This window comes from Deltaproteobacteria bacterium (assembly GCA_035063765.1).
In the GTDB taxonomy this organism is placed as follows: Bacteria; Myxococcota_A; UBA9160; order UBA9160; family PR03; genus CAADGG01.
On record JAPSFT010000014.1, the window covers coordinates 77,550 to 102,123 of the forward strand.

19 protein-coding genes are annotated in these 24,574 nt (G+C 72.5%); 16 read left to right on the plus strand and 3 right to left on the minus strand.

All coding sequences use genetic code 11. From position 1 onward, the window contains the following. Positions 1 to 12: 12 nt before the first annotated feature. Positions 13 to 435 carry a hemerythrin domain-containing protein gene (locus OZ948_12320; GenBank protein MEB2345518.1) on the minus strand — a complete coding sequence of 141 codons (423 nt, stop codon included), beginning with the start codon at positions 433 to 435 and terminating at the stop codon, positions 13 to 15. 70 nt (positions 436 to 505) lie between these two features. Here OZ948_12320 and OZ948_12325 point away from each other — a divergent pair, with 70 nt between their 5' ends. The 3 genes from OZ948_12325 to OZ948_12335 all read left to right on the plus strand — a co-directional run bounded on the left by OZ948_12325 (position 506) and on the right by OZ948_12335 (position 3,002). Then, on the plus strand, positions 506 to 1,180 hold the full coding sequence (locus OZ948_12325; protein ID MEB2345519.1) for a Crp/Fnr family transcriptional regulator: 675 nt from the start codon (positions 506 to 508) through the stop codon (positions 1,178 to 1,180). A 283-nt stretch (positions 1,181 to 1,463) separates the two neighbouring features. Beyond that, positions 1,464 to 2,444, plus strand: a complete 981-nt coding sequence (locus OZ948_12330; GenBank protein MEB2345520.1) for a hypothetical protein — start codon at positions 1,464 to 1,466, stop codon at positions 2,442 to 2,444. A 69-nt stretch (positions 2,445 to 2,513) separates the two neighbouring features. Beyond that, on the plus strand, positions 2,514 to 3,002 hold the full coding sequence (locus OZ948_12335; GenBank protein MEB2345521.1) for a LuxR C-terminal-related transcriptional regulator: 489 nt from the start codon (positions 2,514 to 2,516) through the stop codon (positions 3,000 to 3,002). Here OZ948_12335 and OZ948_12340 read toward each other — a convergent pair. Further along, positions 2,999 to 3,589 (minus strand): cytochrome b/b6 domain-containing protein, encoded by a 591-nt coding sequence (locus tag OZ948_12340; GenBank protein MEB2345522.1) that lies wholly within the window; start codon positions 3,587 to 3,589, stop codon positions 2,999 to 3,001. The genes OZ948_12335 and OZ948_12340 overlap by 4 nt on opposite strands. Positions 3,590 to 3,768: 179 nt before the next feature. On the opposite strand from OZ948_12340, the gene mobB reads away from it, so the two are divergent. The 13 genes from mobB (at position 3,769) to OZ948_12405 (ending at position 20,989) form a co-directional block, all read left to right on the plus strand. After that, positions 3,769 to 4,347 carry a molybdopterin-guanine dinucleotide biosynthesis protein B gene (mobB, locus tag OZ948_12345; GenBank protein ID MEB2345523.1) on the plus strand — a complete coding sequence of 193 codons (579 nt, stop codon included), beginning with the start codon at positions 3,769 to 3,771 and terminating at the stop codon, positions 4,345 to 4,347. After that, a complete protein-coding gene (locus tag OZ948_12350; GenBank protein ID MEB2345524.1) occupies positions 4,344 to 5,003 on the plus strand; it encodes an ethylbenzene dehydrogenase-related protein in 660 nt (219 codons plus the stop codon). The genes mobB and OZ948_12350 overlap by 4 nt, the downstream gene beginning before the upstream one ends. 40 nt (positions 5,004 to 5,043) lie before the next feature. Continuing rightward, positions 5,044 to 6,048, plus strand: a complete 1,005-nt coding sequence (locus OZ948_12355) for a 4Fe-4S dicluster domain-containing protein (protein ID MEB2345525.1) — start codon at positions 5,044 to 5,046, stop codon at positions 6,046 to 6,048. Next, a complete protein-coding gene (locus OZ948_12360) occupies positions 6,045 to 8,903 on the plus strand; it encodes a molybdopterin-dependent oxidoreductase (protein ID MEB2345526.1) in 2,859 nt (952 codons plus the stop codon). Before OZ948_12355 ends, OZ948_12360 begins: the two co-directional genes overlap by 4 nt. Continuing rightward, positions 8,900 to 9,631: a molecular chaperone TorD family protein gene (locus tag OZ948_12365; protein MEB2345527.1), complete on the plus strand. Its 732-nt coding sequence runs from the start codon at positions 8,900 to 8,902 to the stop codon at positions 9,629 to 9,631. Before OZ948_12360 ends, OZ948_12365 begins: the two co-directional genes overlap by 4 nt. 114 nt (positions 9,632 to 9,745) lie before the next feature. Beyond that, complete coding sequence (locus OZ948_12370) at positions 9,746 to 10,951, plus strand: acyl-CoA/acyl-ACP dehydrogenase (protein ID MEB2345528.1); 1,206 nt, start codon at positions 9,746 to 9,748, stop codon at positions 10,949 to 10,951. Between the two features lie 17 nt (positions 10,952 to 10,968). Continuing rightward, the gene (locus tag OZ948_12375; protein MEB2345529.1) at positions 10,969 to 11,757 is read left to right on the plus strand and encodes a nitroreductase family protein; all 789 of its coding nucleotides are present in this window, start codon (positions 10,969 to 10,971) and stop codon (positions 11,755 to 11,757) included. Between the two features lie 34 nt (positions 11,758 to 11,791). Further along, positions 11,792 to 13,024, plus strand: a complete 1,233-nt coding sequence (locus OZ948_12380; GenBank protein MEB2345530.1) for a thiolase family protein — start codon at positions 11,792 to 11,794, stop codon at positions 13,022 to 13,024. An 8-nt stretch (positions 13,025 to 13,032) separates the two neighbouring features. Beyond that, entirely contained in the window at positions 13,033 to 14,652 is a 1,620-nt protein-coding gene (locus OZ948_12385) for an AMP-binding protein (protein ID MEB2345531.1), read from the plus strand. Between the two features lie 174 nt (positions 14,653 to 14,826). Further along, positions 14,827 to 18,312, plus strand: coding sequence for a molybdopterin-dependent oxidoreductase (locus OZ948_12390; protein MEB2345532.1), 3,486 nt, complete (start codon positions 14,827 to 14,829; stop codon positions 18,310 to 18,312). A gap of 7 nt (positions 18,313 to 18,319) precedes the next feature. After that, on the plus strand, positions 18,320 to 19,450 hold the full coding sequence (locus tag OZ948_12395) for a dehydrogenase (protein ID MEB2345533.1): 1,131 nt from the start codon (positions 18,320 to 18,322) through the stop codon (positions 19,448 to 19,450). A 40-nt stretch (positions 19,451 to 19,490) separates the two neighbouring features. Beyond that, entirely contained in the window at positions 19,491 to 20,291 is an 801-nt protein-coding gene (locus OZ948_12400) for an ethylbenzene dehydrogenase-related protein (protein MEB2345534.1), read from the plus strand. Continuing rightward, positions 20,288 to 20,989 carry a molecular chaperone TorD family protein gene (locus OZ948_12405; GenBank protein MEB2345535.1) on the plus strand — a complete coding sequence of 234 codons (702 nt, stop codon included), beginning with the start codon at positions 20,288 to 20,290 and terminating at the stop codon, positions 20,987 to 20,989. The genes OZ948_12400 and OZ948_12405 overlap by 4 nt, the downstream gene beginning before the upstream one ends. Positions 20,990 to 22,294: 1,305 nt before the next feature. Here the strand turns inward: OZ948_12405 and OZ948_12410 are convergent. Beyond that, positions 22,295 to 24,547, minus strand: a complete 2,253-nt coding sequence (locus OZ948_12410; protein MEB2345536.1) for a hypothetical protein — start codon at positions 24,545 to 24,547, stop codon at positions 22,295 to 22,297. Between the last annotated feature and the right edge of the window lie 27 nt (positions 24,548 to 24,574).

Genomic DNA, 24,574 nt, shown 5'->3' on the forward strand with positions numbered 1-24,574 from the left:
CGACCCGGGGCCTCAGGGCCCCATCCCGGCGGCTTCCTCGACGCGGTGCAGGAGGCGCTCCTCGAGCGCCTCGTGGTGCTGGAAGGCGCGGGTCATGGCGGCAAAGCTGCGCCGGGCGGCCGCCAGGCTGCCCCGCTCGAGCTGGTCTCCGATCGCGGCCAGGGCGAGGCGGAAGCCGCGATGGGCCTCGGAGATGGCGAGGATCTCGGGCTTGAGGTCCGGCCGGAGCGCCGCGATCGAGGCGTAGTAGAGCCGGTCCTCCTGCTCGAAGTGCAGGTCCAAGGCCTCGGAGAGGGCGGCGAAGGCGTCGCGCATCTCCTCCGCAGCCCCGGGCGGAGCGAACACGGCGATCACCTCGACGAACAGCTCGTCGAGTCGGCGATGCTCGCTTCGCACCGTCTGTCCCACGGTGTCCCCACCTCGGCTCTGGTTCACCCCGGCTCCTCGTGTAACGGGTCGCGCGCCACTTCCCTATGATGCCGATCATAAGACGGGGAGCGAGTCGGTGCACAGCGGCAAGCCCATCGAGCCGGAGGCGGCCCTGCAGGGGGTGGAGCTCTTCCGCGTGCTGTCGCCCGAACGCCTGGCGCGGTTGCGGCCCCGCCTGCGGGAGAAGAGCTTCCAGCGCCAGCAGGTGCTCTACTTCGAGGGGAGCCCCGCCGACCGGCTCTGGGTGGTGCGCACGGGCCAGGTCCGGCTCTACAAGAGCTCGAGCGACGGCCAGCTCACGACCCTCGACGTGCTCGCCGAGGGCGAAGCCTTCGGCGTCCTGTCGGCGCTCGAGACCCACGTCTACCCCGCGAGTGCCGAGGCCGTCACTGCCGGCAGCGCGTGGTGGCTGCCCCGCGAGAGCTTCCAGCGCCTGCTCGAGGAGGAACCGGCCCTCAACGCCGAGATCCTGCGCATCCTCTTGCGCCGCTTGCGGGAAGCGCACGACCGCCTGCGGTCCTTCGCCCACGATCCCGCGCCGGCGCGGCTCGCCGCCGCCCTGCTGCGTGCCGCCGCACCGAAGGGCGAGGCGCACGTCACGCGCCGCGCGCTCGCCGAGGCCGCCGGGACCACGGTCGAGACCGCGATCCGGGTGCTGCGGCGCCTCGAGCGCGAAGGGATCGTCGAGGGGCGCGTCGGCTGCATCCGCATCGTCGACGAATCGCGCCTGCGCGAGGTCTCCCGCGGCTGAGGCGAGGCGCGCCGGCGGGCACGTGGCCGCCACCGCGGCCGGTGATGGCACGCCGCGACCCGCGGGGGGCCGCCGAGACGCTCGATGACAGCGGTGACATGATCGCCGTCATACGCAAGACACGGGGCAGGGGGCTATACGCTGCCCCTTGTGGGCTCCCCGCAGCCTCCGTGCGGAACAGGCACGGTGGCTCGAGGCTTCGGTTCGAGGCCTCGGTTCGAGGCGTCGGTTCGAGGCGTCGGGGGGGGGGCACGAACACTCGGATGGGAGGGTGAGAGAGACCATGGCCGATTCCACATCGGGCTCTACATCGGGCTCCACGCCGGAGCGCAGCACGCAGAAGCCCTGCGTGTTCATCCACGTCAACCACAAGCAGATCCTCGGCGCCATCGTGGGGGCGCACTCGCTGCGCCGGAACAGCGCGCACGCCGACCGCTTCGACGTGCGCCTGATCGAGACGAAGGACCACAAGTTCCTGCAGGATCGCGAGGGGCAGCCCTTCCTGCGCAACGGCGTCATGCGCCCGTGGCGGAACAACGACCTGCAGTCGTTCACGCCGCTGCGCTTCATGCCGCCCGAGCTGATGGGCTACAGCGGACGCGCCGTCGTCATCGACCCCGACGTCTTCGCCGTCGGTGACGTCTGGGAGCTCCTGTCGCGGGACATGCGGGGCAAGGCCATCATGTGCCGGCCGCGCAGCCGCACCAGCCGGAGCATCAACGGGCCGATGGCCACCAGCGTGATGCTGCTCGATTGCGCGAAGCTGGGCCACTGGAACGTCGAGAAGCAGTTCAACGACATGTTCGACGGCAAGCTGGACTACAAGGACTGGATCACGCTGCGCCACGAGGACCGCGACACGATCGGGCTCTTCGAGAGCCACTGGAACGACCTCGACGTCCTCACCAAGCACACCAAGATGCTGCACACCACCAAGCGCTGGACGCAGCCCTGGAAGGCCGGCCTGCCGATCGACTTCACGCCGGCCGACAAGTTCCCGCAGTTCCCGCCGATCGGGTGGCTGATGCGGGTCCGGCGCGAGTGGTTCGGGGACTACGCCTTCCTCGGCCGCTATCGCCAGCACCCGGACCGCAACCAGGAGAACTTCTTCTTCGGCCTGCTGCGCGAGTGCATCGAGAACGGCACCGTGACCGAGGAGATGGTCCGCGAGCAGATGCGTCACGACCACGTGCGCCACGATGCGCTGCGGGTGGTAAGGGAGGTTCCGCCCCTCCAGCAGACGATGGCGCTGCTGCCGGCCTAGCGGATGGCGCCCGCTGGCGAGAGCGCGGGTCCGACGGCCGACGCACGACGGCGGGCGGCGCCCGCCGTCGTGGTCGCCCAGGAGGACGGGCGGCTCGTCGCGCTCGACCCGGCCGCGCGCCGGCTGCTCGGGGACGCCCTCGGGCGGGAGTGCTGGCGCGCGGTCGGAGGCCTCGCGGACGCCGAGGGGCTTCCGTGCCAGACCGGCTGCGTGGGCGCGCTGCTGCGGCGGGGCAAGATGGCGTCGCAGCACACGCCGGTCCGGCTGCGCGGCGCGCGCCACCTGCTCACCTGCGTGCCGCTCGACGACGACCGGGTCGTCTGCGTGCTGAGCGCGAGCGCGGATCGACCTCCCGAGACGTGGCAGATCCTGAGCCCCCGCGAGCACGAGGTGCTCCAGCTCCTCTCCGAGGGCCGCACCACCGCGGCGATCGCGGCGCGGCTCGAGCTGAGCGAGGCCACCGTGCGCACGCACGTGGAGCACATGCGGGCGAAGCTCGGGGTGAGCACCCGGGCCGCGCTGGTGGCGCGTGGCTTCGCGCTGGGCTTCCTCGGTTAGGACCGGCCCGGCTCGTCGGGGAGCTCGAGCGGGTCGCCGGGCTCGTCGCCGGGGCTCGCGCGGCCCTCGCGCAGGTCGCGGAAGCGCGCCCCGAGCTTGCGCCGGACGGCCAGGAGGTGGGCCGCGAGCATCGCGAGGAAGAGCCACGCGAGCGCGGCGTGGGCCTCGAGGGCGAGATCGCCGATCGCGGCCGGGATCCGCGCGCCGAGCCACGGCAGGAGCCCGGTGAGGGCCAGGAGCGGCGTGGCGCCGAGCGAGAGCACGAGGTGGAGCTGCCGCCAGGCACGGGGATCCGGCGGGTCGAGGCGGCGCAGCGCGTCGCGGGCGAGCGGGCGCCCCGCCCGCAGGAGCGCCGCGAGCGGGACGAGCACGAAGAGCACGCCCGCGGCCCGGTGGACGAGCGAGATCTCGCGCCCGTAGCCGCCGACCAGGCCGGCGCGCAGGTCGGGCGCCTGGAGGAGCACGCCCGACGCGAGCAGCACCAGCGTGGCGGCGGCGTGGGAGCGGTGCAGGAGCCGGCGCCAGCCGACGGCGCTCACTCCTGCGCCCGGGTGCCGCGCACCGCGCCGGCCGGGCGCCACGCGCACGAATGCTCGGCCGATCCGGTCCGGGCGAAGGCGTCGCCTCGCATCGCGGAATCCATGCCGGTCGCGACCGTAGGGGTGCCGCACGCCGCTTCGATATGACGCGGGTCATGCCCCGGCCCTGCCGGCTCTCGTAGCGTGCGCGGCGAGGTCGGCGAGGCAGCGCGTTCGAGGAGGGGGACGTGGGCGAGAGGGCGAAGGAGCGCAAGCGGCGCGGGGTCCCGGTGGTCGGCGTGGTCGGCCGATCGGGTGTCGGGAAGACCTCGCTGCTGGAGCTCCTGATCGCGGCCCTCGAAGAGCGGGGGATCGCGGTCGGCGCGGCGAAGCACGCATCCCATGGGTTCCTGGCCGATCGGCCGGGCAAGGACTCGCACCGGCTCTACGAGTCGGGGGCCCGTGCCGTGGCGCTGCTCTCGGGTGAGCAGAGCGCCACCTTCGTGCGTCGCCAGGATCCGCCCAGCATCGACGCCGCGCTCGAGGCGCTGCCCGCCGATCTCGACCTGGTGCTGGTCGAGGGCTTCTCGTGGGAGCCGATCCCGCGCGTGGTGGTCGCCGGCCCGGGGCGCGAGCCGCGCAGCGAGGGCCTGACGGCCGGCGAGGTGATCGCCGTCGTGACCGTGCAGGGCTACCGCGAAGCGGGGCCGCCGCGCTTCGACGGGGCGGAGCTCGAAGCGCTGCTGCAACGGCTCGTCGCGTGGGTGGCCAGCGGAGCGGACGCCCCGGTCGCCGCCGACGCGAGCCCCGAGGAGGCGAGCCCGTGAACGTCCGCTACCTGGCCGGCCGGGACCCCGCGGAGCTGCTGGACCCCGCGGCCCCCTTCTGGAAGGACTCGCGACCCGAGCCGCTGCGCCTCGTGGGAACGCCGTCGAGCCTCCAGCCGACCGCCGCGGTACGCGCCGCCTGGCCCGACGCGCGGATCGGCGCGATCGGCGCGGTCACGGTCGACGCCGTGCACGACGGCACGCAGCTCGCCTTCCGGCTCGAGTGGGAGGACCCGAGCGAGGATCGTGCGATCGGCGACACCACGGTGTTCCCCGACGCCGCCGCCGTCCTGCTGCCGTCCGTGCCCGGCGCGCCGGTGATCACGATGGGCGCGCCGGGCGTCGCGGTGAACGCCTGGTACTGGCGCGCCGACGAGGAGCGCGCGGGCCGGCAGGTGGTCGCCGAGGGCCTCGGCACCACGCGCACCGTGGACCACGAGCTCGTGCGCACCCACGCCACCTGGAAGGAGGGGCGCTGGCAGGTGGTGATCGCGCGCGCGCTGCGCGTCGACTCGAAGGAGCCGGTGGCGCAGCTCCGCGCGGGCGAGAGCACCGGTTACGCCGTGGCGGTCTGGGAGGGGAGCCGCGGCGAGCGCGCCGGGATCAAGTCGTACTCGGGCAACTGGCGCGAGCTCGTCCTCGCGCCGGTCGCGTAGCGGGACGGTCGCGGTGGCAGCCTCGCGACGGCAGATCGCGATGGTGATGGACCTCAACAAGTGCATCGGCTGCCAGACCTGCACGATGGCCTGCAAGCGCCTGTGGACCCGCGACGAGGGCATGGAGTACATGTGGTGGAACACCGTGAACACCATGCCCGGCCGGGGCACGCCCCGCGACTGGGAGCAGATGGGCGGCGGCTTCGCCGACGGCCAGCCGCGCCCGGGCCGGCTCCCCACCCGGCGTGACTTCGGCGAGGCCTGGGACTTCAACCACGACGAGGTCTTCTTCGGCGGCCAGGGCGACAAGGTCCACCTGCAGGTGAAGGGCGAGGCGCCCGACTGGGGGCCGAACTGGGACGAGGACCAGGGCGCCGGCGAGTATCCCAACGCCTACTACTTCTACCTGCCGCGCATCTGCAACCACTGCACCCATCCCGCCTGCCTCGAGGCCTGCCCGCGCCAGGCGATCGTGAAGCGCGAGGAGGACGGCATCGTCCTGATCGACGAGGACCGCTGCCGCGGGTACCGCTTCTGCATGGAGGCCTGCCCCTACAAGAAGATCTACTTCAACCACCAGAAGAAGGTCTCGCAGAAGTGCATCTTCTGCTTCCCGCGCATCGACCAGGGCGTCGCGACGGCCTGCGCGCGGCAGTGTCCGGGCCGGGTCCGCTTCGTCGGCTACCGCGACGACCAGAGCGCGCCGATCTGGAAGCTGGTGGACCAGTGGAAGGTGGCGCTGCCCCTGCACCCGGAGTTCGGGACCGAGCCGAACGTCTTCTACGTCCCCCCGATCGCTCCGCCCCGCCTCGACGCGGACGGCAACGTCGACGAGTCGAAGCCGCGCATCCCGGACGAGTACCTGGTCTCGCTCTTCGGGCCCGACGTCCTGCGCGCGCTCGAGGTGCTGAAGGGCGAGATGGCGAAGACGCGCGCCGGAGGCAGGTCGGAGCTCATGGACCTCCTGATCGGCCACAAGTGGAAGGACATGTTCGGCGGCTTCGACCGGGATCCCGCGAGCATCGAGTGGGAGAAGGGGGCGTGAAGCTCGACCGGCGCGCCTTCCTGCTGGGCGGCGCTGCCGGCCTCGCCGGCCTCGCCGGGCTGCGGCTCGGCCTCGGGCGCCTGCGGCCGGCGGAGGCGCCCGTGACCGCCGCGCTGGAGGCGATCCGCTACGGGGACTTCCGCGACGTCTACCTGGAGCGCTGGAAGTGGGACAAGGTGGTGCGCTCCAGCCACTGGGTGAACTGCTGGTACCAGGCGCACTGCGCCTGGAACGTGTACGTGAAGGACGGGGTGGTCTGGCGCGAGGAGCAGGCCGCCGACTACCCGCAGATCCGGCCCGACGTCCCCGACTTCAACCCGCGCGGCTGCCAGAAGGGCGCCTGCTTCAGCGAGCGCATGTACGACCCGGCGCGGGTCCGCTACCCGCTCAAGCGCGTCGGCCCGCGCGGCGCCGCGCGCTGGCGTCGCGTCTCCTGGGACGAAGCGCTGCGCGAGATCGCCGACTCGATGATCGACACGATCGTCGAGGAGGGCAGCGACCGCGTGATCTGGGACCTCGGGCCCGGCGTCACGCTCGGCACCCAGATGGCGGGACAGGCGCGGCTGCGCGTCCTGCTCGACTCGACCAGCCTCGACATGAACACCGAGATCGGCGACGGCCACCGCGGCACCGCCGAGACCTTCGGCAAGATCGTCTTCGAGCGCTCCGCCGACGACTACTTCTTCTCCGACCTGATCCTGTGCTGGGGCGCGAACCCCGCCTACACGCAGATCCCGAACGCCCACTTCCTGACCGAGGCGCGTTACCACGGAGCGCGCCTGTTCTGCATCTCGCCGGACTACAGCGCCTCGGCCATGCACGCGGACCGCTACATCCCCGTGAAGCCGGGCGGGGACGCGGCGCTGGCACTCGGCGTGGCCCACGTGCTGCTGGCCGAGGACCGCGTCGACCGCGCCTTCGTGACCGAGCAGACGGACCTTCCCTTCCTGGTGCGCGAGGACACCCGGCGCTTCCTGCGCGGGTCCGACCTGCGGAGCGGAGGCGACGAGGACGAGCTCTACGTCCACGACGAGCGCCAGGGCATCGTCCCCGCCGAACGCAAGACGCTCGCGCTCGGCGAGCGGCGCCCGCAGCTCGAGGGCCGCTTCGAGGCGGTGCTCGCCGACGGCAGCCGGGTGGGCGTCGCGACCGTGTTCACGCTCCTGCGCGAGCACCTCGCCGCCTACACCCCGGAGCGGGCCGCCGAGATGGCGGGCACGCCCGCTGCGCAGATCCGGGACCTCGCCCGCGCGCTCGCCGACGCCCGGGCGGCGTCGATGGTCACGACCAGCAACTTCGCCAAGTACTACCACGGGAACCTGGTCGAGCGCGCGCAGGCGCTGGTCTTCGCCCTGACCGGGCACTTCGGCAAGAAGGGCAGCGGCTACGTCGGCTTCCCGTTCCTGGTGCACGACGGCCTCGAGCGCTTCCTCTTCTCGATGTTCGACCTGCCGACGCAGGCGCGGATCGTGGCCGGCGTGAAGATCGACGAGGCGCGTCTGCGCCTCGCCGGCTTCACGGACGAGATGGTCGTCTACGAGCGCAGCCGCAAGAGCTTCGAGAGCGGGCAGGAGGTGAGCGGCGCCCTCTTCTGGTACGTGCACGGCGGCCTGCTCGAGGCCAGCGAGCAGCTCCAGGACTGGGATCCCTACCTGAAGCGGCCGATCCGCGAGGTGCTCGACGAGTCGCTGGCCCGGGGCTGGCAGCACGTCTGGCCGCGCCCCGGCAACCCGCCGCGCGTGCTCTTCTCGCTGGTCAGCAACCCGCTGCGCCGGATCCGCGCCTACCCGCTCCTGCTCGAGCACCTGTGGCCGAAGCTCCGCACGGTGGTGACGATCGACTGGCGCATGACCTCGACGGCCCTGTGGGCGGACTTCGTCCTGCCGGCGGCCGCCTGGTACGAGCGGACCGAGCACAAGTGGGTGACGCCGCTCACCCCCTTCCTCCACGCCGGCGAGAAGGTCACCAGCTTCTACGAGGCGCGCTCGGACTGGGAGATCATGGCGCTGCTCGCGAAGGCGGTGGACGATCGCGCTCGCGAGCGCGGCATCCGGAGCTTCCGCGACCGCGCCGGGCGCGAGCGCTCCTTCGAGGGCCTCTACGAGCGCTTCAGCTCGAACGGCCGCTACGGCCCCGAGGACGACGAGCGCGTCGCGCAGGACCTCGTCGAGGGCGCGAGCAACCTCGAGGGGGTGGAGTGGGAGGCGCTCAAGCAGAAGGGCTGGGCGCGCTTCACCGGGGTCGGGAGCAGCATCGTGTCGATCGGCAACGCGACGACCGTGAAGCCCGACGACACGGTGACGCCGCTCACCGATCACGTCTTCGACAAGAAGCCCTACCCGACGCTCTCACGCCGGATCCAGTTTTACCTCGACCAGGAGCTCTACCTCGAGATGGGCGAGACGCTCCCGGTCCACAAGGACCCGCCGGCCGCCGGCGGCCGCCATCCGCTGCAGCTCACCGGCGGCCACACGCGCTGGAGCATCCACGCCGCCTGGCGCGACGACCGCCTGATGCTCCAGCAGCAGCGCGGCGAGCCGGTGGCCTACATGAGCGTGGCCGACGCCGAGGCGCGCGGGATCCGCGACGGGCAGCACGTGCGCTGCTTCAACGACATCGACGGCTTCGAGATCATGGTCAAGATCTCCCCCGCGGTGCGCCCGGGGCAGTTCATCGTCTACCACGCCTGGGAGAACTTCCAGTTCCGGGGCCAGCGCGGCTTCCAGAACCTGATTCCCTCGCCGCTCAACCCGGTCGAGCTGGCGGGTGGCCAGTTCCACCTGCGGCCGATGACGATCTGCCTCCAGCCGAGCCACACGGACCGCGACACGCGGGTGGAGGTGGTTCCGCTGTGAGGAGGGCAGGAGACGCCGTGCTCGGGACGCTCGACACCGGGGAGCAGCGGCTTGCCGCGGCCCGCAGCCGCGCCTACCGGGTCTTCTGCGCCGCCTTCACCTATCCCGACGACTGGTTCCGGCAGGTGATCCGCGACGGCGACCTCGCCGAGGCGCTGCGCGAGGCGCTCGGCGCCGTCGATCCGGCGCTCGCCGGGGCGGGGGACTGGCCGGCGCTCGCGGACGGGGGCCACGACGACGACTTGGCCGTCGAGTACACGCGCCTGTTCGACGTCGGGATGTCGGGGCCGCCCTGTCCGCTCCACGGCGGGCTCTACGGGGGCGTGCGCATGACGGTGATGGAGGAGGCCGTCCGCTTCTACAACCACTTCGGGCTCCGGCTCGACGAGGACGAGCGGGAGCTGCCCGATCACCTCCAGACGGAGCTCGAGTTCCTGCACTTCCTCTCGTTCCGCGAAGCGGAGCTGCTCGTCGCGGGCCAGGATCCCGGCGCCTTCCGCCGCGCGCAGCGTGACTTCGTCGCCCGTCATCCGGGGCGCTGGGTGCCGCGCCTGCAGGCGCTCCTGGCGGAGCAGGAGCCGCCGCGCTTCTTCCGCGCGCTCGTGGCGCTGCTCGCCGCGTTCCTCGCCCACGAGCAGCGCCATCTGCTCGCGGTGGCCGGCCCGGCGCCCGCCGCGGCCACGGGCCGCACGCGGCCCGCGGGACCGCAGGCGACGGCGGTGTCCTGAGCGAGCGACGCCCGCGCTGGCTTCGCGTCGCTCCTATGACCGACGTCATACGAGACCCGCCCCCGGGTCCGTAGCTTCCCGTCGATCGCGATCCCGATCCGGGAGGACTCCGCGATGACCCTGCCCGACATCGAAGTAGGACTCGGCGAGCTCGAGCGCGAGATCCGCGACACGGTCCACAAGTTCGCGGAGGACGTCCTGCGGCCGGCGGGCCGGCAGCTCGATCGGCTCCCGGACCCCGCGGCGGTCGTCGCGCCCGACTCGCTCCTCTGGTCGGTCTTCGAGCGCCATCGCGCGCTGGGCCTCGACGATCTCGAGGAGGGCGGCGCCGGCCTCGACCCCGTGGCGCAGGCGCGCCTGCGCTGCCTCGTCCACGAGGAGCTCGGCTGGGGCGACGCGGGGCTCGCGATCAGCCTCGGGGTGGCGGGCTTCGCGCGCATGTTTGCGCGCATGTCGGGCCGCCCGGCCCTGATCGAGCGCTTCGCGAGCCCGCGCCACCACGACATCGCGTGCTGGGCCATCACCGAGCCGGACCACGGCAGCGACACGCTGGCCGTGACCGAGCGCGCGTTCTCGGACGCTCGTCTGCGGGCCAACTGCGTCGCCCACCGCGAAGGCGAGGAGTGGGTGATCCGCGGCCAGAAGGCGGCCTGGGTCTCGAACGGCACGATCGCGACGGTGGCAGCGCTCTTCTGCACGATCGATCCCGACGAAGGCTTCAAGGGCGGGGGCGTGTGCCTGGTGCCGCTCGACCTGCCGGGGGTCTCGCGCGGCAAACCGCTCGACAAGCTCGGCCAGCGCGCCCTCAACCAGGGCGAGATCTTCTTCGACGACGTGCGCATCCCGGCCGACTACATGGTGGTCGGCAAGGAGGCCTACTCGACGATCGTGGAGATGGTGCTGACGATGGCCAACGCGTCGATGGGCGCGATCTTCGTCGGGACCGCGCGGGCGGCGCTCGAGCTGGCCCTCGACTACGCGCGCGAGCGGGTGCAGGGGGGAGTGCCGATCTTCGCGCACCAGGGGGTCAGGGCGCGGCTGTTCCGGATGTTCACCGAGGTCGAGGCAGCCCGCTCGCTCGCGCGCCGGGTGTTCGTCCACAACACCACCCAGCCGCCGCTCCTCCAGTACTCGATCGCGTCCAAGGTCTTCTGCACGAACACGGCCTTCGAGGTGGCCAGCGCGGCGCTCCAGGTCTTCGGGGGCAACGGCCTCACCCGCGAGTACCCGATCGAGAAGATCCTGCGCGACGCCCGCGCCTCGATGATCGAGGACGGCTGCAACGAGGTCCTGTCGCTGGTGGGCGCGGCGAAGCTCTGACGCGCCGGGGAGGAGCCGTGGAACTACGTGAGGTGATCGGCCGGCGCCGCTCGATCCGCTTCCTGCTGCCCCACAAGCCGGTCGAGCCCGCCAAGATACAGCGCATGCTGGAGGCGGCGCGGATCGCCTCGCACTGGGGCAACGTGCAGAGCCTGCGCGCGGTGGTGGTGCGCAAGGACAGCGCGCCGCCGGAGGTGATCGAGGCGATCACGGCGCCGATCGCCGGCTTCCAGATCCGCCTCGCCCCGGTGGTGATCGTCTGGTACCTCGACACCAGCGCGGTCGACGCGCAGTCGCAGCGGCTGCGCGAGCTCTTGGCCGCCGGGGCGCTCGGCCTGGGCGCGGGCAAGCAGGAAGCGCTCGAGACGAAGCTGATCCCGATCTTCGACCAGCTCCGCGACGGCCTGAAGCAGCCGGGCCTCTCCGAGATCGACTGCGGGCAGGGCATCGCGCAGGCGACCCTGATGGCCTTCGAGCAGGGGCTCGGCACCTGCTGCCTGGGCACGCCCAACACCGACAAGATCCGCGAGCGGCTCGGGCTCCCCGCGCACTGCCGGGTGCTCCTGCTGCAGACGGTCGGCTATCCGGCGGAGAGCCCCGAAGCCGGCGGCCAGCGCCCGCGCCAGCCCTTCGAGGAGCTCTTCCACCTGAACGGCTTCGGCAAGCCCTTCCCGCGCGATCCCGAGGTCGTGGCGGGCCTCGAGCGCGACGGCCTGCTGCAGGACCCGGCGCCGCTGCCGTGGCGCGAGGCGGAGCTCGAGTACCTGAAGCACGCGCTCGGGATCAAGGGCCACGGTCTGCTGTGAGCGCCCGCGTCCAGCGCGACGGAAGGAGCAGGGCATGAAGGTCGATGCCTGTCTGGCCGGCCTCGGCATGACGCGGTTCGGCAAGCACCTGGAGACGGGGCTCAAGGCGCTCGGGGCCGAGGCGGTGCGCGAGGCCCTCGCGGACGCGGGGATCGCCCCCGGGCAGCTCCAGGCGGCGTTCGTGGGCAACGCCGCGGCGGGCCTGATCACGGGCCAGGAGAGCATCCGCGGCCAGGTCATCCTGCGCGGGATGGGGCTCGGGCGGCTTCCGGTCGTGAACGTGGAGAACGCCTGCGCGAGCGGCTCGACGGCCCTCCACCAGGCCTGCGTCATGGTCTCGGCCGGCGTCTACGACGTGGTCCTCGCGCTCGGGGTCGAGAAGCTCTACCACCCCGACAAGAAGCGCAGCTTCTCGGCCTTCAGCGGCGCGGTCGACGTCGAGGCGCTCGCCGCGATCCTCGCGGGCCTGCAGAAGAGCGCGCAGCAGGGGGGGGCCTCCGAGGCCGCCTCCGGCGCCGGCGAGAAGCGCTCGATGTTCATGGACATCTACGCGCTCGCCGCGCGGGCCCACATGGCCCGCTACGGCACGACGAAGGAGCAGTTCGCGGCGGTGGCCGCGAAGAACTCGCATCACGGGAGCCTGAATCCGCGCGCGCAGTTCCGCGACGAGCTGAGCGTCGCCGACGTGCTGGCCGCGCCGGTGGTGGCCGAGCCGCTCACGCGCCCGATGTGCTCGCCGATCGGCGACGGGGCGGCGGCGGTGGTGGTGGTGAGCCCGCGCCGGGCGCGCGCGCTGGGCATCCGCAAGCCGGTGCGGGTGGCCGCCACGGTCCTGTGTTCCGGATGGGACCACGGCGGCGACGAGCCCGGCACCGTCGAGGTGTGCGCCGCCGAGGCCTACGAGCAGGCGGGCGTGGGCCCGCAGGACCTCCACGTCGTCGAGGTGCACGACGCGAGCGCGCCCGCCGAGATCCTCGCCTACGAGTCGCTCGGGCTGTGTCCGGCCGGAGAGGGCGGGAAGCTCGTGGAGTCCGGCGCCACCCGGCTCGGCGGGCGCGTCCCGGTCAACCCCTCCGGCGGGCTCCTGCGCAAGGGGCATCCGGTGGGCGCGAGCGGCGTGGCGCAGATCGTCGAGCTGGCCGAGCAGCTCCAGGGCCGCTCGGGCGCGCGCCAGGTCGAGGGTGCCCGGGTGGCGCTCGCGCAGAACGGCGGCGGCAACATCGGCACCGACGCCGCTGCCATGTGCGTCACCGTCCTCACCAGCTAGGAGGCGCCGTGCCTGCGCTCGGCGAGGCGATCCTGGGGGACCTGGTCCGGCTGCGCGCCGAGGCGAAGCCGGAGCTGGACGTGCTCACCTTCGAGCACCTGAGCCTCGACGGCGAGGCCACGCCCGACGAGGTGCGCAGCTACGCGCAGCTCGCCGAGAACGGCAACCGCATCGCCGCCGAGCTCCTGCGCCGCGGGATGCGGCGCGGCGACCGCTTCGGCCTGATGATGCGCAACCACCCGGCCTTCGTGGAGACGATGGTCGCCGCCTCGCTGACCGGGGCGATCTTCGTGCCGATCGACCCGCGCACGCGCGGCGAGAAGCTCGCCTATTTCCTGCGCGCCGCAGGCTGCCGCGGGATCGTGTGCGCGGACTACTGCCTCCCGGCGGTCGACGCGGTGCGCGCGCGCGCCGGGGCGCTCGAGTGGCTGCTCGTGCTCGAGACCGGTGAGGACGTGGGGGCGCCGGCACCGGGTGACGTCGCAGGTGCCGAGCCGCTTGCCGCCTGCCTCGCGCACGCGGTCCCGGCCGTCGACTTCGGGCTCGAGAAGCCCGAGGATCCGCTCCAGATCATCTTCACCTCGGGCACGACCGGCGATCCCAAGGGCGTCGTCTTCCCCAACGCAAGGTTCGGGGCCTTCGGCCTGCTCGGGCACCTGGTCGGCTATCGCCCGGACGAGCGTCCCTACACGGGGCTCTCGCTGACCCACGGCAACGCCCAGGCGGTGACGCTCGGGCCCTCGCTGGCCATGGGCCTGCGCGCCGTCTTCAGCCGGCGCTTTACGAAGTCGCGCCTGTGGGACGTGTGCCGCCGGCACGGCTGCACGACCTTCTCGCTGCTCGGCGGGATGGCGACGGCCATCTACAGCGAGCCGCCGCGGCCGGACGACGCGCGCAACCCGGTGCGCTTCGTGATCAGCGCCGGCATGCCGGCCGCGCTGTGGGCGGACTTCGAGAGGCGCTTCGGCGTGCGGATCTTCGAGTGGTACGGCGCCGTCGAAGGCGGCCTCGCCTTCCATCCGATCGGGGCGGGCCCGATCGGCTCCTTCGGCAAGCCCGCGCCGGGCCTCGCGATGAAGATCCTGGACGAGCAGGACCGGGAGTGCGCGCCCGGCGAGATCGGCGAGATCTGCTCGCGCCCCGCGAGCGGCGAGGCGGCGGCGGTGGAGTACCACGGGAACGCGGCGGCCTCCGCGGCGAAGACGCGCGGGGGCTGGCTGCGCAGCGGCGACATGGGCTGGCGCGACGAGCAGGGCTGGCTGTTCTTCTCGCACCGCAAGGGCGGCGGCATCCGTCACAACGGCGACTTCGTCCATCCGGGCTTCGTCGAGAAGGTGATCGCGGAGCTGCCCTGCGTGGACGACGTCTTCGTCTACGGCGTGCCGGCCGCGTCGGGGGCGCCCGGCGAGAAGGACGTGGTGGCCGCAGTGGTGGCCACCCCGGGTGTGCCGTTCTCCGCAGCGGCGATCTTCACGGCGTGTCGCGAGCAGCTCGAGTCCAACTTCGTTCCCGCCTTCGTCCAGGTCGTGGACGAGATCCCGAAGACCGCCTCCGAGAAGCCCCAGGAGCGGTTCCTGCTCGATGGCTTCGCGCCCGACGCCCCGGGCGTCTTCGTCGAGGCGCGTTGATGCGACGATTGCGCCACGGCCCAGCCTTCTTGGCGGTTCCACGGGCGTGACACCTGGGCGCAGGTCGCCGCAGGGGATGTGGCAGGACGCACCACGGGCGGTGGGCGCGCACGCGCCGGGTGCAAGGAAGCGCCGGCACGCGGGTTGCTTGGTCGCTACAGCGGGGGGTCGGACATGACGCTCGACGGCGGTCTCTCTCGGCGGCACTTCCTGCGGATGGCAGGTGCCGTCGGACTCGGCACGGCGGCGCTTCCGAACGAGCTGCTCGCCAGCTACCAGTTCCTGAGCCCGACGGCGGTCGCCAACCCGCTCGCGCACTACCCGAACCGCGACTGGGAGGAGCAGTACCGCAAGATCTTCCGGACCGACGGCTCCTTCCACTTCCTGTGCGCGCCGAACGACACCCACAACTGCCTCCTGCGCGCCTACACCAAGAACGGTGTGATCGTCCGCATCGAGCCGAGCTGGGGCTACGGCAAGGCGAAGGACCTGGACGGCAACCAGGCCTCGGCGCGCTGGGACCCGCGCGGCTGCCAGAAGGGCTTCGCGCTCGGGCGGCGCGTGTACGGCGACCGCCGGATCGACGGCGCGCGCGTGCGGCGCGGGTTCCGCCAGTGGGTCGAGAAGGGCTGTCCGCGCGGTCCCGACGGGCGCCCGCCGGCGGAGCTGTTCCGGCGCGGCGCCGACGCCTGGGAGAAGGTCCCCTTCGAGAAGGCCTTCGACCTGCACGCGCGGGCGCTCGTCGACATCGCCCGCACCTACTCCGGCGAGGCCGGCGCCGAGCGGCTGCGCCAGCAGGGCTACGACCCCGCCATGATCGAGACCGCCGAGGGTGCCGGCACCCGGACCCTCAAGCACCGCGGCGGCATGCCGCTGCTCGGGCCGCTGCGGATCTACGGGCTCGCGCGCTTCGCCAACTCGCTCGCCCTGCTCGATGCCAAGGTCCGCGGCGTCGGGGCGGACGAGGCGAAGGGCGCCGTGAACTGGGACTCCTATGCCTGGCACACCGACCTGCCGCCGGGCCACCCCATGGCGACCGGGGAGCAGACCGTCGAGTTCGACCTGTTCTCGGCCGAGCGCTCCAAGCTCCTGATCGTGTGGGGCATGAACTGGGTCGCCACCAAGATGCCGGACGGCCACTGGCTCACCGAGGCGCGCCAGCGCGGCACCAAGGTGGTCGTGATCGCGTGCGAGTACAGCGCGACGGCCAACAAGGGCGACGAGGTGGTGGTCGTGCGCCCCGGGACCACGCCCGCCCTGGCGCTCGGCCTCGCCCAGGTGGTCCTGCGCGAGAAGCTCTACGACCCCGCGTTCGTGCGCGGCCACACCGACCTGCCGCTGCTGGTCCGGATGGACACGCTCGCCCTCTTGCGCGCCGACGAGCTGCCGGGCGCCGGCGCACCGAAGCCGCTCACGAACTACGTGCGCCTGCTCGAGGACGGCGAGAAGCCGCCCCCGGCCTACCAGCAGGACACCCAGCTCGTGCCGCGCAAGCTGCGCGAGGCCTGGGGCGACCTCGTGGTCTGGGACACCAAGGCCGAAGCCCCCGCGGTGATCAGCCGGGACGAGGTCGGCGCCCGCTTCGCCGCGCGCGGGATCGAGCCGGCACTCGAGGGCCGCTTCGAGGTGACGCTCGCGAGCGGAGAGACCGTCGAGGTCCGCCCCGCCTTCGAGCTGGTGCGCAGCTACGTCACGGACAACTTCGACCCGAAGACCGTGTCGCGCATCACCTGGGCGCCGGAGAAGGCGATCGTCTCGCTCGCGCGCGAGATCGCGGCGAACCCCGAGCACGTGCTCTTCGCCCTCGGCATGGGCCCGAACCAGTTCTTCAACAACGACCTGAAGGACCGGGCGGTGTTCCTGCTCGCGGCGCTCACCCGCAACATCGGCTTCCTGGGCGGGAACATCGGCTCGTACTCCGGCAACTACCGGCTGACGCTGTTCGGCGGCGTGCCCCAGTGGGCGTCCGAGGACCCCTTCGACCTCGAGCTCGACCCGTCGAAGCCGGCGCACCAGCGCTACTACGTGCGCTTCGAGTCCGCCCATTACTTCAACTACGGCGATGCACCGCTGCGCGAGGGCAACAAGCTCTTCACGGGCAAGACCCATGTGCCGACGCCCAGCAAGGCACTGTTCCTCGCCAACTCGAACTCGATCCTGGGCAACGCCAAGTGGCACTTCGACGTGGTGCACAACACGCTGCCGAAGGTCGAGTGCGTCGCGTTCTCGGACTGGTGGTGGACGGCCTCGTGCGAGTACGCCGACGTCGTCTACGGGGTCGACTCCTGGGCCGAGTTCAAGCTCCCCGATGTCACGGCCTCCTCCACGAACCCCTTCCTCCAGGTCTTCCCGCGCACCCCGCTCGAGCGCATCTTCGACACCCGCAGCGACGCCCAGGTGCTGGCGGGCCTGTCGAAGCGGCTCGGCGAGCTGCTCGAGGAGCCGCGCTTCGTCGACGCCTGGAAGTTCGTGCACGAGGATCGCCCCGAGGTCTACCTGCAACGGATCCTGGACGGCAGCACGATCGCGCGCGGCTACCGGATCGAGGAGCTCGAGAAGAGCTGCGCCGCCGGCACGCCGGCGCTGATCATGTCCCGGACCTATCCGCGGACGACGGGCTGGGAGCAGAGCCACGAGGACAAGCCCTGGTACACCCGGAGCGGTCGCATCGAGCTCTACCGCGGCGAGACGGAGTGGGTCGAGTCGGGCGAGAACCTGCCGGTCTACCGCGAGCCGGTCGATTCCACCTTCTACGAGCCCAACGTGCTGGTGGCGAAGCCGCACCCGGCGATCCGCCCGATCGCTCCCGCCGGCTTCGGCATCCCGGACGACGACCGGCGCGCGCCGGTGCGGCAGGTACGCCACGTGGTGCGCTCCTGGCCGGAGGTCGAGAAGACCCGCCATCCGCTGGCCGCGGAGGGGCACCGCTTCGTCTACCACACGCCCAAGTACCGGCACGGCGTCCACACGACCCCTGCGGACACGGACGTGGTGGCGGTGTTCTTCGGGCCCTTCGGCGACATGTTCCGGCGCGACAAGCGCATGCCCTTCGTCACCGAGGGCTACGTGGACATCAACCCCGCCGACGCCCGCGAGCTCGGCATCGAGGACGGCGACTACGTCTGGATCCAGGGCGATCCGGCCGAGAAGCCCTTCCGTGGCTGGCAGCAGGACCCCGCCTTTGCGGAGGTGGCGAAGCTCGTGCTGCGGGCCCGCTACTACCCCGGCACGCCGCGGGGGGTGCTGCGCACCTTCCACAACATGTACGGCTCGACGATCGGCTCGGTGCAGGGCAGCCGCGAGCGGCCGGACGGGCTCGCGAAGAGCCCCACGACCGGATACCAGTCGATGTACCGGACCGGCTCGCATCAGAGCGCAACGCGCGCCTGGCTCAAGCCTACGCTGATGACCGACTCGCTGACCCGGCGCAGCTCCTATGGGCAGATCGTCGGCACGGGCTTCGCCGTCGACGTCCACGGCCCGACCGGCTCGCCGCGCGAAGCCTTCGTGCGGATCGAGAAGGTCGAGGACGGCGGCATCGGGGGCGTGGGGAAGTGGCGGCCGGCCGCGCTCGGCTTCCGGCCGGCCAACGAGAACGAGGCGATGAAGCAGTACGTGGCCGGCGCCTTCGTCGAGGGCGGCGGGAAAGAGGAGGCCTGAAGCGGCCATGGCGCGCGTCTTCAACTGGCAGATCGGCCGTGAGATGGACTACCCCTACGAGGAGGCCCGCCCGCAGCGGCAGTTCGCCGCCGTCTTCGACACCAACAAGTGCATTGCCTGCCAGAGCTGCACGATCGGCTGCAAGTCGGCGTGGACCAGCGGCCGCGGGCAGGAGTACATGTTCTGGAACAACGTCGAGACCAAGCCCTACGGGTTCTTCCCGCTGGGCTGGGACGTCCGGATCCTCGACAAGCTCGGCGTGCGCGAGATGGGCGGGGCCGTCTACGAGGGCAAGACGCTCTTCGAGTCGGCACCGAACGGCGAGCGCGTGCTCGGCTACCTGCCCGACGAGTCGGACTGGACGCACGTGAACATCGGCGAGGACGACTCGGCCGGGGACGGCATCGAGCGGGGCGCCCACCTCGCGATGCCCCACGTGCAGTGGATGTTCTACCTGGCCCGGATCTGCAACCACTGCACCTATCCGGCCTGCCTGGCGGCCTGCCCGCGCCAGTCGATCTACAAGCGCCCCGAGGACGGCGTGGTGCTGATCGACCAGACCCGCTGCCGTGGCTATCGCGAGTGCGTGAAGGGCTGCCCCTACAAGAAGACCTTCTACAACCCGGTGACGCGCGTCTCCGAGAAGTGCATCGCGTGCTACCCGCGGATCGAGGAGGGCCTCCAGTCCACCTGCATGAACGCCTGCATCGGCAAGATCCGGCTCCAGGGCTTCATCTCGAAGCCGGACCAGGTGCGCGAGGACAACCCGATCGACTTCCTGGTGCACGTGCGCAAGGTGGCGAAGCCTCTCTACCCGCAGTTCGGGCTCGAGCCGAACGTCTACTACGTGCCGCCCATCCACGTGCCGGCCTCGTTCCTGCGCCAGATGTTCGGCTATGGCGTCGAGGACGCGGTGGCGGCCTACCGGCGGCTGCCGGACGACAAGGACCTGATGGCGGCGGTGGCGGTGTTCGGCAACTCCCCGTTCATCGTCCACCGCTTCAAGCGCGAAGGCGATCTCGCCCTCGGCTTCGACGAGCAGGGCACGGAGATCGTGCGCGTCCCGATCCACGAGCCGGCGATCATCCGGGCCTTCGAGGATCCGGCTCGCGCCACCTTCCGCCACAACATCACCTGAGGTCGAGATGAGACGGCTCCTTGCGTGGACGATCCTTGCCTTGGCGCTCCCGGCCGCCGCCGGCGCGCAGTCGGGACCGGCGGTGGTGACGGCGCTGGCCGTGTCCGGCCGCGGGCCGATCGAGGGCCCCGAGTCCTTCGCCGGCGCGACGGCCGTCCCCGTCGCGCTGATCCCCCAGCTCATGGCGACGCCCCACGCGCCGGCGCCCTCGGTCGGGACGGTCACGGTGCGGGCGGTCCGCAACCGCGATCACGTGGGCTTCCTGCTCGAGTGGCAGGACGCGACGGCTGGCGCCCGCACGGCGCTGACGGGCTTCGGGGACATGGCGGCGGTGGCGTTTCCGGTGCAGGTGTCCGCGGTTCCGCCCGCGCCGTTCATGGGCAACCCTGGCGGCCGCGTGCAGATCCTCCAGTGGCGGGCGGACTGGCAGACCGACGTCGAACGGGGTCCGATCACGCTGGCCGAGCTCTACCCGCACGCCTACGGATCGGACTTCTACGTCGACGAGCACGTCTCGAAGGCCGACGCCGAGCCCTACCGCTTCTCGGCGCGCCAGGCGATGGGCCCGCAGCACGGCACGGCCGTGCAGGACCTCATGGCGGAGGGCTTCGGGTCGCTGACCCCGCGCGCGCAGCAGATGGGCCGGGGGGAGGGGACGCACGACGGCTCGAGCTGGCGGGTGGTGATCACGCGCCCGCAGGCCGGCGACGGGGAGTCGTCCGCAGCGCTCGTGCCGGGCACGAAGACCCAGCTCGCCATCGCGGTATGGGACGGCGCCAAGAACGAGGTGGGATCGCGCAAGGGGTGGGCGGGCTGGATCCCGCTCGAGATCGCCCCGTGAGGAGCGGGGCTTCGCTGCAGAGCGCGCTCGAGCGCGCGCACGCCTTCCGGACGCTCGCACGCTCCTTCGCGCCTCCGCGCGAGGACGCCGCGTGCGAGGCCGATCTCGCCGCCTGGGCGCAGCGTGCGGAGGGGAGCCTGCGGCGATCGCTCGACGAGGCGCGGCGGCTCGCGGCGTGCTCCGCGGCGCTCGGTGACGAGCACGAGCGGCTGTTCGGAGGGCGCGGGGGCGGTGTGCCCGCGCGCGAGACGAGCTACGCGGACGCGCGGCGCATCGCACCGACCGACCTCGCCGACCTCGCGGGGTTCCTCGAGGCCTTCGGGGTCTCGGCCGCGGGCGCGCCGCCCGACCACGTCGGCACCGAGCTCGAGCTGGCCTCGCTGCTCGCGCTGAAGGAGGCCTACGCGGACGCCGAGGGCTGGCCCGAGCGCGCCGAGCTGGCCCGCCACGCCTACGAAGAGCTGCTACGCGCCCACCTGGCACGCTGGCTCCCGCGCTTCGCGGCGCGCGTGCAGGAGGCCGCGCCGGACTCGTTCTACGCGGCCGTGGCCGGCGTGCTGGCGCAGCTGATCGACGAGGAGAGCGCGCGTGTCGGCGTCGAGGTGACCTGCGATTCCGCGCCGCTCGCGCGCGACGACGACGAACCCTTCGACTGCGCGAGCGCGTGTCCGCAGGCCGCCGCGGGGCGCTGCGACTGACGAGCCCGGCGCCGGCCCGCTACGCCCGCTCGCGGTGCCTCGCGAGCGCGGCGAGGGCGCACAGGGCGGCGAGCCCGCCAGCCCCTGCCCCGGGCTCCGGTGCCGCCCGCCGCAGCGGCGTCTCGCCGTTGATGCGCGTCATCCGCTCGACGAGCGGCTCGTGCGGGTCGTCCTCGATGTCGACGAGGCCGATCAGCTGGTTCTCGCCGTCGGAGCGGCCCTCGACGGGCTGGTCGCTCCACTCGAACCAGTGGGTCCCCACCACGAACGGCCGCGCCAGCATCTCGTCCTGGTAGCGCGTGTAGGCGGCCACCCGCTCGGTCTCGTCGGCGACCTCCGGGAGCCCCACCGGCCAGCTCGCGATTCCCTCCCGCGCGAGCCGGTAGAACCACTCGGTGATCATCTGGGGCCTGCCCGTCAGCTCGTAGACGGTGTCGAGGTCGGTGAAGGGCCCGTCGAGGAACAGGTTGCCGAGCGCGCCGAGGTCGCCGGCCAGCGCCAGCACCCCGGGATGGAACTCGTAATCGTTGAGGCTCACGACGTCCACCCACGGGCCGGCGGCCTCGATCACGCGCCGCGAGGTGAAGGGCGGGGAGAAGCGCGCGCCGAGGATCAGCAGCTCCGGGTCGAGCGCCCGCAGCGCGTCGTGCACCACCTGGAAGTAGCGGGACGCGGCAACGCCGAGGAACGCCTGGCGTGCGTCCTGGCGCTCCGGGGACTCGAGGAAGATGTTCGTGCCCAGGGCCGTGAGCCCCTGCAGCTCGTCGAAGCTCGCGAGCTGCACGCCCCAGACCTGGTTGAAGAGCCCGACGTCGCCCCCGTAGCGCTCCTCGAAGAACTCCTGGAGGGCCACCTTGCCGGGAGCGCCGGCCGGCAGCGTCAGGAAGGCGTCCACCCAGGTGCCTACCTGGAAGATCCCGGGTCCCCAGGCGAGCTCGTTGTCGCTGTACACACCGATGCACCAGGGATTCTGGGCGCAGGCGGCGAGCTCCCCGGCGTGGGCCGCCGCGGCCGCCGGGAAGGAGGGGTCGAAGACGTCGTGCGGCGCGCGACCCGTGAGGCCGGCCGGCCAGCCGGGCACCGCGGGCGCGAGCCGCAGGAAGCTCCCGTTCACCGCGAAGGGGATGCGGTCCGCGAACAGCGTGGTGTCGCTCCAGCCGCCGACGCAGCTCAGGTTCCAGGCCCGGAAGCGGTCCTGGGCCACCTCTGCCCACGCTGCCTCGCTCCCGTAGCGGTCGAGGACGTTGTCGTGGTAGGGGCTCGTCCCGAGTGAGGGCACGAAGTCGCCGAAGGGGTCGAAGCCGGTCACGCCGGCGCAGTAGAACGCGTGGCCTTCCGGGGTGACCAGCCACCAGACCCCGTCGATCGACTCGACGCGGAAGCGGCCCGTGGCCTCGCGCGCGATGGCCTTCCAGCCGCCGTAACGGTCCATCTCGAGCCAGGTGAGCGCGGCCGGGTCGAAGGGCACGCCCTGGTCGTGGCGGATGCGGAACCCGTCCGTGCTCGCGACCGTGGCGCCGGATGCCACCGGGCCGAAGCGCAGCGCGCCGTCGAGGATCTCGGTCGCGGCGCTGCGGCTCGTGACCCAGGCCAGGATCTCGTCCGGCTCGGCGCCCTGGTTCGTGAGGCGAGCCTCGAAGTCGTACTCCCAGTGGGTGGGCGAAACCGGTCGCGCCGCCACCTCCCAGTACTCGAGAACGAAGCTGCCGAGCTCGACGCGGTGGACGACCGGGTCGCAGCCGGACGCCGGAGCCAGGAGGGCGGCGAGCAGGAGGAGGCGGAGGGCGGCCGCGGCCAAGAGAGCTCCCTTCGAGAGGCGGGGATCCAGGCACGGGTGCGCGATGCTAGCCCGCCTCGCCCGGGCACGGGTTCCGGGCGGGAGCCGGGGGCGCGGAGCGCTCGCGTTCGGCGCAGGCGACGCGGGGATACCTGCCGCGCGAGCGCGGCGAGTGCGCACAGGGCGGCGAGCGCACCCGCTCCCGCCTCCGGCTCCGGCGCCGCGCGCGTGAAGCCGCCGCGGCTGGTCGCCCAGACGAGGCGGGCACCCGCGCTGCCCGGCAGCTCGTGGGCGACGAGGCCCATGCTCGTGGTGCCGCTCAGCACCTCGAGCGCGGGGTCGGCGTCGATGTTCGCGAGCGTGGGCGCGCCGAGCGCGCCGCTCCAGCTCTTCCCGTTGCGGGCGATCGGGACGCTCGCGAGCGGCTGACCCTGCCAGTCCACGATCCGCAGCTCGCCGTCCAGGTTCGAGCCCTTCCCGGTCCAGACGTGGAAGAGCACCTCGAGCCGGCCGTCGCCGTCGAGATCGGCGGACACGGCCTCCGAGGCGAAGCGGATCCCCGCTGCGGCGCCGGGGTTCAGGTCGATCGGCCAGCCGTGCTTCTCGGTGCCGTCCAGCCAGAAGGCGTGCAGGCGGCCGTCCGAGGACGGGAACACGATCTCGCGCAGCTCGTCGCCGTCGAGGTCCACGACCATCGGGTTCGGCTGGACGCTCTCGATCTCGTCGTAGTCGACCGAGAGCGGCGCCGAGGCTGCGTCTGGATCCGGTGTCACCGACCAGTCGTAGGGGCCCGCGGCCCAGCGCCGGCGGTCGGGCGCGAAGACGACGGGGAGCTGGAAGAGCAGGTCGTAGCTCACGCAGGGGTCGTAGAAGTCGCCGACGATCACGGTCTCGGGCACGCCGTCGCGGTCGAGGTCGGAGACGACGGGCGCGGCGCTCGCCAGGTTCGGCCGCCGGTGATCGCGGGCGGCGCTCCCGCAGTCGACGTAGCCGAAGAGGTCGACCGCCTCCTCGAAGTGCACGCCCACCTGGGCCCAGACCCGGCGGTCGCCGAAGCCCCGGAAGACCTCGCTCACGCCGCGCTGCGTTCCGTCGGCCTCGAAGGTCGCCAGGTAGTGCACGTCGCTCGTCGCGACCACCTCGGGCAGGCCGTCGCCGTCGAGGTCGCCGGCGCCGAGGTTCTGGTTGTAGCAGCCGGCGGCGTAGCCGAGGTCGCCGCCCTGGAGCCGCGGCCAGCCCGGGCGCGTGGCACCGTTGCTCTGCACGACGCTCCACACGGTCGGGCCGCTGCCGGTGCGGCCGGTGAGCAGCTCGAGCGCGCCGTCGCCGTCGAGGTCGGCGGCCGCCAGGCTGCGCAGCTCGTTGGACGTGCCGAAGGGCTGGGTGGGGAAGCCCGGCTCGGGGCTCCCCGTTCCGTCCAGCACGACGAGCTCGCCGTGTCCGTTGCCGATCGCGATCTCGAGCCCGGGCGTGCCGTCGAGGTCGGCGACGACCGGGCTCGGCCACAGGCGCCCGTGGTTGCCGCTCGGCGGCCAGGTCCACTCGAGCGTGCCCGTGGCGCCGTCCACGGCCATCAGGCGGTAGCCGCCCCAGAGCACCTCGACCTGGCCGTCGCCGTCGACGTCGCCCACCGCGGGGGAGGCATACCAGCCCGTGTCGCAGTAGCCGGCCGGGCAGCGCGACCACTCGAAGACCGGCGGGGCCGGCAGGCCGGCGCCGGCATCGGGCGCGAACGTGCCGAGGGCGAGGGCGATCGGGAGGAGGGCGCGGCAGCGCGACATCCCCCTCGTCTCGGCCGGGCGGGCGCC

Coding starts and splice junctions, on each gene's coding strand:
- OZ948_12330 (MEB2345520.1), top strand. CDS start 1,464: ATGGCCGATTCCACATCGGGCTCTACATCGGGCTCCACGCCGGAGCGC.
- OZ948_12355 (MEB2345525.1), top strand. CDS start 5,044: ATGGTGATGGACCTCAACAAGTGCATCGGCTGCCAGACCTGCACGATG.
- OZ948_12370 (MEB2345528.1), top strand. CDS start 9,746: ATGACCCTGCCCGACATCGAAGTAGGACTCGGCGAGCTCGAGCGCGAG.
- OZ948_12380 (MEB2345530.1), top strand. CDS start 11,792: ATGAAGGTCGATGCCTGTCTGGCCGGCCTCGGCATGACGCGGTTCGGC.
- OZ948_12390 (MEB2345532.1), top strand. CDS start 14,827: ATGACGCTCGACGGCGGTCTCTCTCGGCGGCACTTCCTGCGGATGGCA.
- OZ948_12395 (MEB2345533.1), top strand. CDS start 18,320: ATGGCGCGCGTCTTCAACTGGCAGATCGGCCGTGAGATGGACTACCCC.
- OZ948_12410 (MEB2345536.1), bottom strand. CDS start 24,547: ATGTCGCGCTGCCGCGCCCTCCTCCCGATCGCCCTCGCCCTCGGCACG.